The 14757-nt window shown below is 59.6% G+C and carries 18 protein-coding genes and 1 pseudogene; 15 read left to right on the forward strand and 4 right to left on the reverse strand.

Annotation, left to right across the window (positions count from 1 at the left end; translation table 11 throughout):
- Positions 1–103 precede the first annotated feature (103 nt).
- From BLV07_RS21455 to BLV07_RS21470, 5 genes are all read left to right on the forward strand, one after another.
- Entirely contained in the window at positions 104–1321 is a 1218-nt protein-coding gene (locus BLV07_RS21455; protein ID WP_091889256.1) for an NAD(P)/FAD-dependent oxidoreductase, read from the forward strand.
- Positions 1322–1382: 61 nt separating this feature from the next.
- A complete protein-coding gene (locus BLV07_RS21460) occupies positions 1383–1742 on the forward strand; it encodes a hypothetical protein (RefSeq protein ID WP_091889258.1) in 360 nt (119 codons plus the stop codon).
- An 8-nt stretch (positions 1743–1750) separates the two neighbouring features.
- Entirely contained in the window at positions 1751–1993 is a 243-nt protein-coding gene (locus BLV07_RS46380) for a hypothetical protein (protein WP_143035461.1), read from the forward strand.
- A 185-nt stretch (positions 1994–2178) separates the two neighbouring features.
- The gene (locus BLV07_RS21465; protein ID WP_091889501.1) at positions 2179–3135 is read left to right on the forward strand and encodes an MBL fold metallo-hydrolase; all 957 of its coding nucleotides are present in this window, start codon (positions 2179–2181) and stop codon (positions 3133–3135) included.
- 1044 nt (positions 3136–4179) lie between these two features.
- Positions 4180–4410: a hypothetical protein gene (locus BLV07_RS21470; protein WP_091889260.1), complete on the forward strand. Its 231-nt coding sequence runs from the start codon at positions 4180–4182 to the stop codon at positions 4408–4410.
- A gap of 446 nt (positions 4411–4856) precedes the next feature.
- Here BLV07_RS21470 and BLV07_RS21480 read toward each other — a convergent pair whose 3' ends face one another.
- The gene (locus tag BLV07_RS21480) at positions 4857–5189 is read right to left on the reverse strand and encodes a hypothetical protein (protein ID WP_091889264.1); all 333 of its coding nucleotides are present in this window, start codon (positions 5187–5189) and stop codon (positions 4857–4859) included.
- Positions 5190–5476: 287 nt separating this feature from the next.
- Here BLV07_RS21480 and BLV07_RS21485 point away from each other — a divergent pair.
- From BLV07_RS21485 to BLV07_RS21505, 5 genes and pseudogenes are all read left to right on the forward strand, one after another.
- Positions 5477–5762, forward strand: a pseudogene (locus BLV07_RS21485) (DUF1488 family protein).
- 899 nt (positions 5763–6661) lie between these two features.
- Entirely contained in the window at positions 6662–6865 is a 204-nt protein-coding gene (locus BLV07_RS21490) for a hypothetical protein (protein ID WP_091889266.1), read from the forward strand.
- Between the two features lie 374 nt (positions 6866–7239).
- A complete protein-coding gene (locus tag BLV07_RS21495; RefSeq protein ID WP_091889268.1) occupies positions 7240–7449 on the forward strand; it encodes a cold-shock protein in 210 nt (69 codons plus the stop codon).
- 201 nt (positions 7450–7650) lie between these two features.
- The gene (gene rpsU, locus BLV07_RS48920; protein WP_244551163.1) at positions 7651–7998 is read left to right on the forward strand and encodes a 30S ribosomal protein S21; all 348 of its coding nucleotides are present in this window, start codon (positions 7651–7653) and stop codon (positions 7996–7998) included.
- A 79-nt stretch (positions 7999–8077) separates the two neighbouring features.
- The gene (locus BLV07_RS21505; RefSeq protein WP_091889270.1) at positions 8078–8371 is read left to right on the forward strand and encodes a hypothetical protein; all 294 of its coding nucleotides are present in this window, start codon (positions 8078–8080) and stop codon (positions 8369–8371) included.
- 1121 nt (positions 8372–9492) lie between these two features.
- Here the strand turns inward: BLV07_RS21505 and BLV07_RS21515 are convergent.
- A complete protein-coding gene (locus BLV07_RS21515) occupies positions 9493–9762 on the reverse strand; it encodes a hypothetical protein (RefSeq protein WP_091889274.1) in 270 nt (89 codons plus the stop codon).
- A 403-nt stretch (positions 9763–10165) separates the two neighbouring features.
- Here BLV07_RS21515 and BLV07_RS21520 point away from each other — a divergent pair, with 403 nt between their 5' ends.
- From BLV07_RS21520 to BLV07_RS21540, 5 genes are all read left to right on the forward strand, one after another.
- Positions 10166–10357 (forward strand): hypothetical protein, encoded by a 192-nt coding sequence (locus BLV07_RS21520; protein ID WP_091889276.1) that lies wholly within the window; start codon positions 10166–10168, stop codon positions 10355–10357.
- A gap of 406 nt (positions 10358–10763) precedes the next feature.
- Complete coding sequence (locus BLV07_RS48925) at positions 10764–11003, forward strand: hypothetical protein (protein WP_244551164.1); 240 nt, start codon at positions 10764–10766, stop codon at positions 11001–11003.
- Between the two features lie 46 nt (positions 11004–11049).
- Complete coding sequence (locus BLV07_RS21530; protein WP_091889278.1) at positions 11050–11301, forward strand: hypothetical protein; 252 nt, start codon at positions 11050–11052, stop codon at positions 11299–11301.
- 135 nt (positions 11302–11436) lie between these two features.
- Positions 11437–11784 (forward strand): type VI secretion protein, encoded by a 348-nt coding sequence (locus BLV07_RS21535; protein WP_244551165.1) that lies wholly within the window; start codon positions 11437–11439, stop codon positions 11782–11784.
- A 153-nt stretch (positions 11785–11937) separates the two neighbouring features.
- Positions 11938–12153 carry a hypothetical protein gene (locus BLV07_RS21540; RefSeq protein ID WP_143035463.1) on the forward strand — a complete coding sequence of 72 codons (216 nt, stop codon included), beginning with the start codon at positions 11938–11940 and terminating at the stop codon, positions 12151–12153.
- A gap of 277 nt (positions 12154–12430) precedes the next feature.
- On the opposite strand, the gene BLV07_RS21545 is transcribed toward BLV07_RS21540, so the two are convergent.
- Entirely contained in the window at positions 12431–12631 is a 201-nt protein-coding gene (locus tag BLV07_RS21545) for a hypothetical protein (RefSeq protein ID WP_091889282.1), read from the reverse strand.
- A gap of 859 nt (positions 12632–13490) precedes the next feature.
- The gene (locus tag BLV07_RS21550) at positions 13491–14735 is read right to left on the reverse strand and encodes a glycerate kinase type-2 family protein (protein WP_091889284.1); all 1245 of its coding nucleotides are present in this window, start codon (positions 14733–14735) and stop codon (positions 13491–13493) included.
- Between the last annotated feature and the right edge of the window lie 22 nt (positions 14736–14757).

A 14757-nucleotide genomic window follows, 5' to 3' on the forward strand; every position in this document is an offset into this window, starting at 1 on the left:
GCTAGGTACGGCAATCGCTCTGGGACAGCAGCGGCTGCCGATCAGCTAGACATCACCATGTCCAACCCGACTTTCGGGAAGTCCAATCCAAGGAGCAAATGACGTGCGACTAGTCATCATCGGCGCCGGCTTCGCCGGCATGTACGCGGCCCTTTCAGCAGCACGCCTGCGCGACATCCAGGGCGTTTTGCCCGAAGAACTCGAGATCGCGCTGGTTGCGCCAGAGCCGACGCTCGTGGTGCGTCCGCGGCTTTACGAACCGAAGCCCGAAACCCTGACGGCGCCGCTGCTGGACGTGCTCAAGGCTGTCGACGTCGTCTACGTGCAAGGCAGCGCCGAGACGATCGATACCAAGTCTTGCATGGTGCAGGTCGCCACGGCCAAAGGCACGCGAAAGACACTGTCCTACGACCGCCTGGTCGTGGCCACCGGCAGCCGGCTGTTCCGTCCGAATATTCCGGGCCTCGCCGAGCACGGCTTTTCCGTCGACTCGCTCGATGATGCGGTTGCGCTCGACAAGCATCTGCACGGTCTTGCCGACCGGCCGTCCGTGAACGGACGCGACACGGTCGTGGTCGTCGGTGGCGGCTTCACCGGTATCGAGGCGGCAACCGAAACGCCGGCGCGGCTGCGAAAAATCTTCGGCAATGATGCCAAGCCGCGCGTCATCATCGTCGACCGCAACAATGCGATCGCCCCTGACATGGGCGAAGGTCCCCGCCCCGTCATCATGGACGCCCTGCGCAAGCTCGGTGTGGAGACCCGTCTCGGTGCCGGCGTCACCTCGCTCGACGAATCCGGCGTCACGCTATCCAGCGGCGAACACATCGAAACCGCGACCGTGATCTGGGCGGCCGGCTTTCGTGCCGCGCCGTTGACCCAGCAGGTCCCAGCCGAACGCGACAATTTCGGCCGGCTGCTGGTCGACCGCGATCTGCGCGTGCCTGGAGTGGCCGGCGTGTTCGCCACCGGCGATGCCGCCCGCGCTGCCTGCGACAATGACGGCAATTACGCGCTGATGTCATGCCAGCACGCCACGCGGATGGGCGCCTTTGCCGGCAACAATGCCGCAGCGGAACTGCTGCGCGTTCCGACCAAACCCTACCACCAGAAGGGTTACGTCACCTGCCTGGACCTTGGCGAGGCCGGCGCACTCTTCACGACCGGCTGGGAACGCAAGGTGGCGATGGTCGGCGACGTCGCCAAGAAGACCAAGCAGGAGATCAACACCGTCTGGATCTATCCGCCGCAGGCCGAGCGTGCTGCCGCGTTGGCCTCGGCTGATCCGGAGCGTGTGACTGATGTGACTGGCTTCCTCTAGATCCTTCACTGCACGGGAGCCTGCCCCAATGCGCCATTGTTCACAAAAACGGAGAAGTATCATGAAGACGCCTTCGATCTGGATGATAGCAACCGGTTGCTTCATCGCGCTAACACCGGCCGCACAGGCGCGATCGGCCTATGATGGATCCTGGGACCTCATCTTCGTGACGCAAAGAGGCGTCTGCGAACCCAGCTACAGCTTCACCGTCAATGTTTCCGACGGCAATGTCTCGCATCCGAATCTCCTGAAATTCAGAGGACACGTGGCACGATCCGGTGCGGTGCACGCGTCAGTCGCAGTTCATGACAAATACGCCACGGGCTCCGGCAAGCTCGCCGGCACCACGGGTCGCGGCAGGTGGAGCGGCCGCGCCGGGAGCTCCCTATGCGCGGGCTATTGGACCGCTCAACGCAATTGAGCGTACCGGTGGTGGCGATCACATTCCACAGGTCGGCGATTTCGACAGGTGACCTGGCAAAAGTTGTGACGCCTGAAAGGCGGCTGTCTCAGCGTCATCGTCGACTTCGCCGCTTCTTCACGCTAGGTCAAGTCTTCACCGCCGACGTGACAGGCAATGTCGTGCTGGCCGCCATCGTGGCCGTCGACGCAGCTCGTTTCGCTGCGCTGACCGATGAAACCCCGAGCGATTGGCGGAGGCGCATACGTTAGCAGCAATCGCTCGATAGTGACGGCAATCGCTCTGGGGCAGTCGCAACTCAAGTTCGATAGACCATTGCGGTGACGCACCAGCAATGAGCGTGTCACCGATCTCTGAACACCTCACCAGCTTCCCACGCGGGAAGCGCAGATCGATCAGGATCAAGCGCCAAGATCGAACGCAGGAGTTTTCAACGATGAATCAGATGACCCGTAACACTCAGCAGAAGACAAACATGAGCCTGGACAACATCTCACACCCCGTTAGATCGCGGCCCGACGAACTGGTTCCGTCGCGTTACGCGCTGAAGGTCGGCGAGATCGACGTCATGGTGATCAGCGATGGCGTGCTGCCGCTCCCAACTGCGATGCTGGCACACGACACCGACCCTGCCGTCCGGGGGGCCTGGCTGAACGACATGTTCCTGCCGCCGGATGCTTTCGACTGGCCGCTGAACGTGGTCGTGGTGCGGAGCGGCGGTCGGACCATCCTCATCGACGCTGGACTGGGGCTGGACCCGGCGTTGAACTTGCCGCGGGCCGGACAGTTGGTCCAGCGGCTGGAGGCTGCCGGCATCGATCTTGCGTCAGTGACCGACGTGGTCCTGACCCACATGCACATGGACCACATTGGCGGGCTCCTCGTCGACGGAGTGAAAGACCGGCTGCGTCCGGACCTGCGGATCCATGTGGCGGCCGCCGAGGTCAAGTTTTGGGAGGCGCCCGACTTCACTCACGTCTCCATGCCGGATGGTTTCCCGGACGCTCTTCGGGCGGCCGCCAACCGGTTCGCAAAAGAGTACCGCAGCCAGCTGCGGCCGTTCGATAAGGAGCATGAGGTGGCGCCTGGGGTGGTGGTCCGTCGCACCGGCGGCCACACCCCTGGGCACAGCGTGGTCCGCCTGGCATCCGGCGGCGATCGACTGACCTTCGCCGGTGACGCCGTGTTCGCGGTCGGGTTCGATCATCCCGATTGGCATAATGGTTTCGAACACGACCCCGAAGAGGCAGCCCGCGTTCGGACCCGTCTTTTGCGGGAGCTGGCGGGGAGCGGCGAGTTGTTGGTGGCCACTCACCTGCCATTCCCGTCCGTCGGGCGGGTGGCGGTCGATGGCGACACCTTTCGCTGGGTACCGATCTTCTGGGACTACTGACCGCTTGGCGGGTTAGCTCCGAACCAGGGCGCGTACTCATGGCGCTAGTGAGTGCACGCCCTAACCCCTATCAGGTGCAATTCTCGCATTTCTGCTTGGTAGCTTCTGCGGGCGCGGCGCCGAAAATTTCCCGCTCGGTAACTCCGAAAGCCGCGGCCTCGCAGGTAATCGAGGCGTGCGGCTGCAATCCAGGGATTCTTCTTCCGCCGGCCGCGGAGTGATGGCCGACTTGAGCGCTCGCGGTGCCACACAGAGTGCTACACCGTCAATCTTCGGCAATCGCCAGCTGCCTGCCCGGCGCTTGGCGGCGAACGCGGTGCCCCACCGCCAGCTACACCATCACAGGGGACACGACCCCAGACCACGCTGGAGATGATCAGCGAGCGCGCGTCACCGGGGCTCATCGGCTCTCTCGTAGAGATGCCGCCTTCCGCTTAAGTGGAGGTCATCGCGAGCTGAGCATATGACGGCAGCAACTCAGCACAAACAACGGGCCTCTCTCACCTCCCGGCTTCATGTTGAGGATGGTAATGCCATCAATCGACTAGCGCGGTGCAAAGCTGCCTGCCCCCAAGCGCTGGCCGCCTAGGCCGGCTTGCTCCAGAGCCAGCGCGCCAGGGCGATCTCAAGGGCTGCCTCGAAGGCAGCGATCCCGTGCGGCGCGATGCCAGCGAAAGTATCGGACAGCAATCGGGCGATAGTCACCGCGGATTGGCGAAGACGTCGATGCTGTGAACCAGTCGGTACGCGACGCTAACATGCTACCACTGGATACCTTCCTTGGTGTTAGGAACAATTAGGAATGGACTCCGGTTTCCCGCGTTGTGACGGTCTTGCTTCACGATGGAACCGAGCAAAGGGTTCCTTCCGGAGGTGCTAAGAAAGGGATCTTGCTTGCGCTCGGAGGATTCGTGACACGTCATTCGGACGGCCGCTCAACGATCCAGGTCCGCGATTAGAGGGCCTCATCGTGGCGGCTCAGCCACCTTCGAGACGTGCCGCTCAAAACGTGAGGCCGGCGATCCCCTCAGTTGGGAGCATCCCATGCCCGAGAGACGAGAACTCTATCGCAGCCCGAATGGTGACGCTTGGTTCCTTGGCCGCGAGCCGACCACCGGCGATGCCTTCATCATCCACCAGCCTAATGCACCTTCCGGCGGTCACTTGTCGCACATCGAGCTCGGCGAGTTCTTGCGCACTCAGCCGAAAGGACCTGAACACAAAGCTCTGCTGCGGTTGATCGGTTCTCTCGTGGAGGTGCCACCTTATGCTTGAGCGGAAGTCATCGCCAAGGTGAGCAAGTGAGAGCACTAGCGAGGCACCTCTCTCACCTCCCCGGGCTTCATGAACAAGATGGCCGCGTCCGTGGGATCCAGTTCATCCAAAAGGACCGCAGTCCATCCTTCTGGAATTACATCGAGAACCCGCTCTACAGCCTCCTCGCGGGGCGTTGCTGCCAACCAAAGCCGCCACTCGCGATCATCCGTGGTGACGCGAACGAGATGAACTTCGTGGAAGCGGTTTTCGTCCATGGCTAACATGCATTGAAGACTGCTTTGGTTTCTATTCCTCCTAGTCAGAGCCGACCTCTGGCCGGGAAACGCGGCAACCAAGACGTGCAGCGGCCGCTACACGTAGCGGTTTGGCTATTCCCTAGCCAAGAGCGGGCCGGTTCACATTCCGGGCCGGCTGCCCAGCCCGGGCGCACTCGCCTGTTGCCTTTATTTCCTCTTGCCTGGAGACAAGCTCGGCTGCCAAGCCGCAGCTTTCTGGCTTGGCGCTGCGGCGATGACTTTGACTTTCTCCTTCTTTGGCTTCTTGGCTTCCCTATTGCCTCGTCGCTCCCCGTTAGCCATGTCGGTCTCCTTCTGCTTCTCGAGCTGATTGAATTCATCGGGCAACAGGACCTGCCCGCGCGGCGTGCAGATCTTCACATCCATGAAACCTTCTTCCAGAAGCTGCCTGGCCTTCCTCAGCGCGGCCGCTGCCGTGGCGCGGCCGAGATTTTGGCCGATACCGTCATGGCCGCTGCCAATCAGATATTTCAGGCGCATCCGCCTAGGCACTGAAGGCAGCCACCACGAGCACCAAGATCAAAAGAGCGAGCGGAACGATGACGGGTGGCACGATCCACTCGGCCAGGCGAAACTGCCGCAAGACAATGCTCCTGCTCTCAGCGGCGGGAGCGCGCGGCCCTCAGTCACCGGCGGATGCCATGGAAAACTCGGTGATCGCCGACCCTACGCCGATGTTCCGAGAATAGCGAGCGATAAAGCGCCTGGTGCCGGGGCAAGAGTGCAGAAGAGGCTGATCACCGCGCCGATTACCGGGAGTAGTTCAGATGACGCTCATGCGCGGACGCTTCATAAGCTACGAATACAACAGGACGGTCATCCTGTTCTCGATGCTTGATGGTGAAAAGCAAGTTCCCTGCGCCCTCTCGACCTCCGCAATGGATGCGCTTGAAGATCAAGCGGACGCGAAACCGGACCAGCGCGAAGCGCAGTTCACGCGCCTGCGCGATCGGATCGAAACGTGTGTCGTCGGCAAATATCTGGCGAGCGAGTTCGAGGGAACGCCCCCGAGGCATCATCCTGCGCAGCATCGATTTCAAAAAAAGGCGATAGACGACGCGCCGAGCTGCTGGCCGGCGCGCTTGATGCAGTTCATCAACATTATCCCCGGCATGCGGCACGAAAACATCTGAGAACAGACCTATCAATCGGACTGCGCAAGCACCATCTATCGGGTATCACTGATCGTAAATGGCTTCAGTGACTGAGAGACCGTACCGCGCTCCCGCCGTCCAGACTGGAGGGAGCCCATGAGTATCATCTATCCATTGCATTTTCAGCGAAGGTTCGAGCGCCGCTGGGCGTCGAGAATGATTCGCGTGGAGCCGCAACGCTCTCCCTCACAGGAGATCAGTGCCCGTCCCTGCGGAGACCTCAATATGGGTCCCGTCAGCTCAACCTGTTTGCCCTCGGAGATTCTCCACGAAGGGCACCGTTCCGCTTGCGGTACAAACTGCGAGACTACTGCTGTTTCCGGCGCACTTCCACGCAGGCCGGTTAAATGAAACAGGACTGCAATCCTGTGTGCTCTTTCGGGCATACGCGAGCGCGATTGCGCGTAATCTTATGATCGCCGGTCCTTCCTCAGTGGAATGACTGAGAGTCTTGGGCTCCCATCTTAGAACCAGGAGCATCGAATGCCAGACGCGCAACTCATAAACTCTCGCCTCACGAAGCCGCGCAGCCCCACTGTCCCATGTGCGGGCCACCATGGAGGTGCTGTGTGTTGTCCTGGGAAGACCCGGCTTCGAGCATTGGACCTTGAGATGTCGGAGATGCGGAGTAATCCTTGATGCGCAAGCTCCTTCGGATCCGATCAACGCCGAAGCCCTTGGCTGGTGCGGCAGCGAAGTGACGCCACCTCGATAAGGACAGCTCGGATACTGGCGATTTGTCTCGCTATTTCCCGCGAAACAGCGCAGCATCCACGGACTTTCAAGCAGGAGGCTCTTGTGAAAGGTGACATCTTCAACAGCAAGGGTGTTCGTGTCGGCATTATCGTGGGCCGGGAAATCTTCGACCTGAATGGCGCAAAGCTCTACGATCTCAAAGGGACTAACATCTACCGGCCATCCGGAGAATTGATTGGCCATTTCAACGATGCCAGCGGCTCGGACAAGCGGCTCGACAAGACGACTGATCGCCTGTTCTTGTAGTCACTCCAGATGCGTTCGGTCGAGCTGCCCCGAAAGGTAGCGCCTTGGTGAACTAGACTCTCTCGGCAGCACGCGGGCGTTGATCACAGCGAACGGTATCGTCTAGCGTTCAGCCGTTTCCCGAAATCCATCTGCCGAGGCGTAGCAACTGTGAACCGCTGCGACCCAAAGGAACCTTGGCGATTCGCAATTCTCAGGCTCGCCGAAAGGAGCCTTGTATTCTCGCAGGAAGTGTATACCCTCTCGTCATTCGATTGGCCGTTGCGCCTTGTTGAGCGGTCCAAGCGGCCCTTTTCCAGAGACATCGTCGGATTGAGTGTGTTGGAATCGCGTGAGTCCACGCGAGATGCGCCGCCGCGCTTTGGAGAAATATTGTGGCTACAGGTACAGTGAAGTGGTTCAACGGGCAAAAGGGCTTCGGATTCATTCAGCCCAACGACGGCAGTAGCGATGTGTTCGTTCACATCAGTGCGGTCGAGCGGGCGGGGCTTCCAGGACTTACTGAAGGTCAGCGGGTGAACTTCGAGCTCAGGACCGACCCGAAGCATGGCAAGTCCAGCGCCGAGAACCTCTCTCTGGCGTAAGCAACTTTCGTCATTTCACGGATGTATTGGAATGACTGCGCGGCCCGCTCGATCTCGGGGTCGAGTGGGCCTTGGCGTTTGAGGGGCGATGTGTCCCTTCGATCTTGACCGGACCGGACAGATTTCCTTCGACGAGTCGCTGCCGTTTCGGCGGCCATGAGCTCAGCCGATCCGGCGCGGCAACTGTAAAGGAGCAACCCGTTGCAAGTAATTGTACGCGATAACAACGTCGACCAAGCGCTTCGAGTTCTCAAGAAGAAGATGCAGCGCGAGGGCGTCTTCAGGGAAATGAAGCGTCGTCGCTCCTACGAGAAGCCCTCGGAGAAAAAGACCAAGGAGAAATCCGAGGCCGTGCGCCGGGCCCGTAAGCTTGCTCGGAAACAGGCCACCCGCGAGGGCCTTATCCCTGCACCACCCAAAAAGGAAAGAGTCTTACCAAGCCTGCGCAAACGCTGCCCACCACGACCAGCGGCGCACGAAAGACATAACGAGCGAGGCGGATCGTCGTCCGCTGCCGCGGGCAAAGCTCTGGGTGTCGCAGCCACATAGCCGCGCGGTGCAGTTGCTAGTCCAGGACGCGTGGCGAGCAGACGAAATGGCTCAGATGCCAAATATCTAGGAACAGGCCATGAAATTAAACGAAGCTCAGATAACCAAAACGCTATCTCAGTTTCGAGCGCAAGTGCTTGCTGAGGATCATCCAGCAGTTGCGCAGTTTCGCCAATTGTTCGGGCAGCATACCTTCTTTCTCGACGCCAGGGGGCTGTATGTACTGGAGCTGCTCGAGGTCCCCGGGATGGAAGCTGAGGAAGGAGAGGTCATAAGCCTCGCGGATTGGAGCGATTCGGACTTTAGAAAATTGACGACGCATCAGCCCGAACCGACCGGCGTCGTCGTTCGCCTGAAAGAAGTCCGACACTGAGGACAAAGGGGGGCCATTGTGCTCCGCGCGATCAGCTTCGCTTTGATCCGAACTCCCCATCGGCATCGGAGCCATGTCCAGCACACCTTTGCCAGGCTCCAAGAGGGTGGAAAGCGCGACAAGACCCACGTCGAATAGGCGTCAACTGTCCGACCTGTCCCGCCGCACGTTGCGAAACTCTTCGGGGCCCTTCATCAGCTTTCCTTTCCGGTTCGCTCTGGCTTCGGACGTCGCTCCAGCGTCACCCACCCGATCGATTGCATCAGAGGCCAGCTCCTTTGCGCGTTTGCGAGAGCTCTCGCGCTTTGACTTGGGTGCTGCATGCCTGGGCCGATCGCGCAGGCTTTCCAGCGCCGTCTGAACCAGCCGCTGTATGGCTTCTGATCGGTTGGGCTTGTGCTCCTGGCTCAGCGCCCATGCGTCAACGCTTTCGAGAAGCTCGCGCGTCAGTCGAACCGCCCGGCCCTGCTCGCGACCTGTCGCCGCTGGGGACTTCTGCGGAACCGCTTTCGACCTACTCATTTTGGACAGCATGCATTGTTAGACCTGGATATGGGCGGCGCCGCGGAATCGAGAGTCCGAGCCGAGCTTGCCTGCGCAGGATTGGGCAATGAAATGCGAAGCGCTTTGCCCTCGGGAGGTCATTTGCCCTTCTGCTTAGCTGAATCCTTCGCTGCGAATTCGCGGCTCAATCGTTCAGACCTGAGTCGCCTGAAGTTTGCGTGCAACGCGTTCTGAGCGCACTCATATTCCGATATGACCTTCTTGGTTTCGGGTTGCCTGAAGGCTTGTTGGGCTTTGCGTTCAGCCGCAGATGGTCTCCTCGATTGTGAGCTCATCTCGGGCTCCTTTCGACCAAAGTGAACGTTGGTTCTTCGACGCGCCGTCTCCAAGTGGGCGCATCCGGCCGCTCCTGTCCGCTCCTGAGCTAATCGACCCAGGCGCTCAGGGTTCCAGTGGATGCGTGCCTTGGCCTGTGCGCGACGTGCCGGTCTCGGTCAGAGAACATCCCCGCACTTTCAAACCTGGTGGGTGAGCCGCGCAATATCCTCGAATATGGCTGCGAACACGAGCGCGATGGCGGCTATCCTCTGGCAACAGTCCTGCAGCGTACAGTCTCACTAGTCCTGGGGCGTCCTTGCGTCGATCAGCAGCGCGTCCGACAGTTCAACCGAGCCGATCGATATCATCTCTGTAGCCAGCCTGAGCGAGCCCTCGGCCGGCACGATCATCATGGTGGCTACGCGGCGGAACGCCTCGAACGACAGCCCGTCGATCGTTTCCTCGTCCGTGATGATCTCGTAAGCACCGGCCGGCAACAGTCGATCGATGCTCTTGATGCGGAACGGGCGCTTGAAGGTGACGACCTCACGACGTGAGCGGATGGTCATGCGCGCCTACCTTTCGACAAGAGCGCCGTCGTTGCTGCCCGGGAGCCAGCATGCGCCTCCCGAGCTGCAATAGCCACAACTTTCTCGGGCTCGCAACGAACGCATGTACCTTCGATTTGGCTGGTCGAGATCGGCAATTTCGCTGGCTATTTCCCGCCAGCGAGCGCAGCGTCGTCGGCGGGGCTCCGACAAGGAGGCCGGCCATGAACGGCGGCACATCAGCAACGAGGGTGCCCACGATGGCTGAAGGTGTTCTGGTCCCGCCTGCTCCAAAAGGGATGCATCTCCCGCAAAATTCGTTGCCAGTACTGACAGCCTGAACACACCCGACACTGCCACCGACGCCAAACACGATCAGTTGTTCAGCGCACATCTCCCAGCGGGTTTGCAACAGAGGCGTCGCATGAAGGAAATCACCAAGGAAACCATGGATCTTGCCGCCGCACGGCATCTCGTGGACGGGTTCAACTTCCGTGCCTACACGCCACATAAGATCGCCCACGAGCTGATGCGTTGGGATGAGGAATTCAGAGACGCCAATTACACTCAGCTCGTCGCAGCCGTCACGCTCTGGCAAAGCGGCTCGTGTGACTAGACAAAGCAGCCGCTGCTCATCGCAGGACTCGGACGTGCAGCCGAACGCAGAACGGAACGTCATTTACACGGTCAAGTTAAAGATATAGTGTTTGCTAAAGGTTGGCAGATGCTGACCTTGAAGCTGCCCAGGAAGCAGCGACTTCCGAAGTCGCCGCGCGTCGTCGTAGCAGCAGCTCACGTGCCATCGGAAGGCGCAATCATAAATTTGGGTTTACCAACGTGCGTCCGCAGCGCAGGTGCGCGTCTGGATGCGCTCACGAAAGGCAACCTTCATGAAGCTTCCTGCAATATTGCAAGGTGAGGCGCGGACCCGCTTCCTTCAAGGAATCGCTTTCGGCGCGGTAGCGACCATGGCGATTGGATTTGCCTGGGGCGGTTGGGTCACCGGGGAGACCGCTAGAATCATGCGCGTCACGGCGGAGACCAGTGGCCGGATGTCCGTTCTGGTACCGCTGTGCGTCGCTCAGTTCACAGCCGCGGACGGTGCTCTCGCGAAATTCAAGGCGGCCGGTCCCTATTCCAGGGAAAACGTCGTTAGCGAATTCGTGAAAAGTGTCGCGTCCACGAACATGGATTACGCGTTCGCGAAGGCTTGTGCCACTGGGATCGAGGCGGAGCTCGCAAAGCCGGCGACGAAAACCTGACGATCCCGGTCGCAGACCGGCGCACGATCCTGAAAAGCGAGTCCTGATGTCGCGTCAGACGCACTTTCTCGTTCAATCATTCGATGCCGCCAAGGGCGATCAGTTGAAGGCCGGTGCGCCAATTGTGTGCCGGACCGAGGAAAGTGCGCGTCGGACTGCCGAAAGGCTTGCCGTGAGCAAGGCAGGCGTCGTTGCGTTCTCTACAAGCTCCGATGCCGAGACAGGTGACTACGACGACCAACCGATAGTGTTCTTTCGAGCAGGACGGGTACCTTCTGAGTTCGATTCGATGCCTTGATATCCATGTGGCACCGCTTCTCCCGAATGGACTCCCGCATTTCGCTGCCGTTGGTCGAGCATCGCAATTATATAAGAAGTTGGCGAGGCACGCTTCGCCAAGTTACGGCGTCATCAAACCTGAGGAGCGTTGGGCGTGGCAAAAACGGAGCAAACAAAAACGGAGCAAAGAAGTAACCGAGATGCCAAGAGGCCCAAAAATGCGGTAAGCTACGGCGCACGTAAACGAAGCTCACTGCGAACTATCATCGCTGTGCTGGTTCTATCTACATGCGCGCAAAGTGCCATTGCCAAAGAGCCCGACTGTCGCGCCATCGAAAGCGCGACCGGCCGCCTGGCCTGTTACGACGCGGCGTATCCTTTGAAATTGGCGAAGCCCGCGATCGTTGAAGACGACTCAGGGCGGCCTCCATACAAAGATCCATTAGCAGCAGAAGAAGCTCGTATCGCGGCCAAGTTAAAGAATATCTGTCGCGGTTGCTGAATGTCTGAACCTGTTTAACCGATGAGAACAGAGCTGCACGGCTGTCGCCGGTCTCGCCGTCAGGATAGGTAGTTCAATTTGACCACCGGCTTTTGCGCAGAAAGATAGGCGATGATTTCAACTGATCGCTTCAGGCAGGAGATTCGGTCTCGATTGGACGTAGCCGCAGCTGGGGGAAGCGGCAGTCTGATCATCGATGCCAAAGAACTCTATCACGCCATCTGCAAGGGGCAGGTCTCTAGTCGATGGATGATCTTCTGCTGTAATGCCATGCGGGCTGAAATGGCAGAACTCGACAATCTGATTTTCGACTACGCGAACGACACGTTGCTAACCGTAAACTACAAGCTGCCGCGCAATTCGCTCTAGTAAGTGCGGACTTTTTCCGCGGCTTGTGGCCCGGTGCAAGCAGAGGGTCGAGTGCATTTGCGCTCCTGGTCACAGGGGCAATTTCGCAAGCTCCTCGGCCGAGTAGTCGTGCCGGTACCAGCGCCTCAGACTTGGCCGAGGTCGCCGCGGCGCCATAGCGATGGGAGCAATGCCTGAAAGATTTGGCGCCGAGCCCGCATTCATCTCCTGCCGTGATATCCAGGGCCTGGGACCGGGAAGTCCGTTGAGCACAAAAGACAATCTCTGCCGCCGCGGCTCAGCCCCTTTGCGAAATAATCTCCTCTCCACTGATGGCGCGATCCAGCGCATCCACCAGCATCTGCAATTCGATGAACTTGTTACGTGCCCGCTCGGCCTTGTCCCGATCAAAAGGAGCACCCAACACCTTCGCATGCGCGTCCCTGTCCTCAATCATGCGCTCACGGGCTTTCCTCAACGTTTCAAGTCGTTCACTCATTCAACCCCCCTGACGTTTCAACGGATGAATGGCGCCGCGCAAGCGGCGGCCAACTTTTCACCGTCTGCATCAGCGCCGAAATCCCAATGGCCGCCAATTGGAGAAGGTGTCTGACACTACGTATGGCAGAACGATGTGGTCGTTATGCCGCGTCACCACGCGGGTATACACGACGGCATTCGGCCCAACTAACGGCCCAGCGCACGAAATCGTAGTTTGGCGTACAAAATCGTGCAAATGGCGGAGAGAGTGGGAGTCGAACCCACAACTCACGATGATGCTGAATTCCACTATAAGCCGGCCGCCCAATCGTCGAGCGAACGCGATCGCAATAAATCGTAGACTAGCGCGGAAAATCGTGCCGTGGAGCGGGTGAAGCGCTCTGTTTCGAAATTTCCAATCCAATTATCTCAGCAAACACAATGATATAGATCGATTCCTCCATTTTCATGTTGGACGTTTTGTTGGACGTTTTATTAGACGCTTTTTGCGTCTGCGGCTCAGGTACCGGCGATATCGCAAGAATAGCTTTGCTCAGGGCTGGCGCAATCAGCACCTTTCGACGCCAGCCTCGTGCCAAGCGCAACCGATTTGACCGCCGAAGTCTTCCAGTTCGAGGTAAGTGTTTCGCCCGACATCGTCGGGGCTAATGGATGGAGTACAGCACCTGCTCGACCATGCACAGAGCCGCACGCGCCGAGCCCTCCTGTTATTACGCTAGGCAAACCAAATTCCGCCGTAAGCCGGAAACTTCGCAAGCTAGACAGAATAGCGATCGGTTGAGACCTGGCCTATGAACACTGCATTCCTTTTGATGGCGCAGTAACGGAGGTACGGCAAGACGAAATCACACAGATGACTAGCGAATAAGGATCGCGCGGAAGTCGTTGACGTTTGTCAACGTGGGCCCCGTTACCACAAGTCGGTTTGCTTCAACAAAAGCACCGTATGCATCGTTGGCTGCAAGGAGTTCGGCAAGATCGAAACCGGCCTTAGACGCAGAACAGACAAATGACGGATCAAACCACGCTCCCGCATTATTCTCAGATCCGTCGATTCCGTCCGTGTCTGCCGCCATCGCCGATACGTCCTCCGTTCCATCGAGGGCTAGTGCCAGCGACAGGAGAAATTCGGTGTTGCGCCCGCCGCGACCGCGAGCCTTTATCGTGACTGTCGTTTCGCCTCCCGAAAGTATTACGCAGGGACGCTTCACGGGAGTACCGTATTTCAGAACCGAGCGCGCAATGCCGGCCATGGCGACACCGACTTCCCGTGCTTCGCCTTCGATGGCATCTCCCAGAATGAGCGGCTCAAGGCCTATTCGACGAGCTGCCAACGCCGCCGCGTCGAGTGCCATCCTCGCCGTCGCGATGACATGAACTGCATCGCCAGCTCTCTCGGGCGCGACCTTGGCCGCCGTGATCTTGCGTATGTGGGCCGGCACCTCGATTCCGTAGCGATCAAGGATCGTGCAAGGGTCGACGGAAGGCGAAGCACGCGCGATCGTTGGCCCGGAGCCGACGATGGCCGGGTCGTCTCCCGGGACGTCAGAAATCACATAGGTCACCACCGGCGCGCGGCTGGCAGCGGCGAGACGTCCTCCCTTGATTGCGGAGAGCGCCTTTCTGACCTCGTTCATGGCGCTGATTGGCGCACCGGAACGAAGCAGCTTCGATGTCAACGCCTGCTTTTCCTGCAATGTTAGCCCAGGCGCAGGTAGGCTGAGCAACGCAGAAGCTCCTCCAGAGATCAAGGCGATGACGAGATCGTCGGGGGAAGCACTCTTCACGAGGTCGAGTATTCGCAGCGCCGCTTGCTCGCCCGCAGCATCCGGCACGGGGTGAGAGGCTTCAACCACCTCGATCGATCGGGTCTTGGCGGAGTGGCCGTAGCGGGTAACCACAAGCCCTTCAACCGGGTGTGGCCACTCGGCTTCGAAGGCCTGAGCCATGCTCGCCGCAGCTTTGCCGGCTCCCACCACGATCGTCCGACCTGACGGCGGATTGGGGAGGCGCCCTGCGAACTTTCCCAGCGGGCGAGCGGCGTCCAGCGCTGCCTGGAACAGGGCATCCAGAATTTGGCGATCGTCGGCGGTCGTTTCCATCTCCCTGCCCTATAACGCGAAA

Origin of the sequence: Bradyrhizobium sp. Rc2d, from assembly GCF_900099855.1 — a bacterium.
Classification (GTDB): domain Bacteria; phylum Pseudomonadota; class Alphaproteobacteria; order Rhizobiales; family Xanthobacteraceae; genus Bradyrhizobium.

Coding starts and splice junctions, on each gene's coding strand:
- BLV07_RS21460 (WP_091889258.1), top strand. CDS start 1,383: ATGAAGACGCCTTCGATCTGGATGATAGCAACCGGTTGCTTCATCGCG.
- BLV07_RS21505 (WP_091889270.1), top strand. CDS start 8,078: ATGAAATTAAACGAAGCTCAGATAACCAAAACGCTATCTCAGTTTCGA.
- BLV07_RS48925 (WP_244551164.1), top strand. CDS start 10,764: ATGCGCGTCACGGCGGAGACCAGTGGCCGGATGTCCGTTCTGGTACCG.
- BLV07_RS21545 (WP_091889282.1), bottom strand. CDS start 12,631: ATGAGTGAACGACTTGAAACGTTGAGGAAAGCCCGTGAGCGCATGATT.
- BLV07_RS21550 (WP_091889284.1), bottom strand. CDS start 14,735: ATGGAAACGACCGCCGACGATCGCCAAATTCTGGATGCCCTGTTCCAG.
- BLV07_RS21465 (WP_091889501.1), top strand. CDS start 2,179: ATGAATCAGATGACCCGTAACACTCAGCAGAAGACAAACATGAGCCTG.
- BLV07_RS21515 (WP_091889274.1), bottom strand. CDS start 9,762: ATGACCATCCGCTCACGTCGTGAGGTCGTCACCTTCAAGCGCCCGTTC.
- BLV07_RS21530 (WP_091889278.1), top strand. CDS start 11,050: ATGTCGCGTCAGACGCACTTTCTCGTTCAATCATTCGATGCCGCCAAG.
- BLV07_RS21480 (WP_091889264.1), bottom strand. CDS start 5,189: ATGCGCCTGAAATATCTGATTGGCAGCGGCCATGACGGTATCGGCCAA.
- BLV07_RS21470 (WP_091889260.1), top strand. CDS start 4,180: ATGCCCGAGAGACGAGAACTCTATCGCAGCCCGAATGGTGACGCTTGG.
- BLV07_RS21520 (WP_091889276.1), top strand. CDS start 10,166: ATGAAGGAAATCACCAAGGAAACCATGGATCTTGCCGCCGCACGGCAT.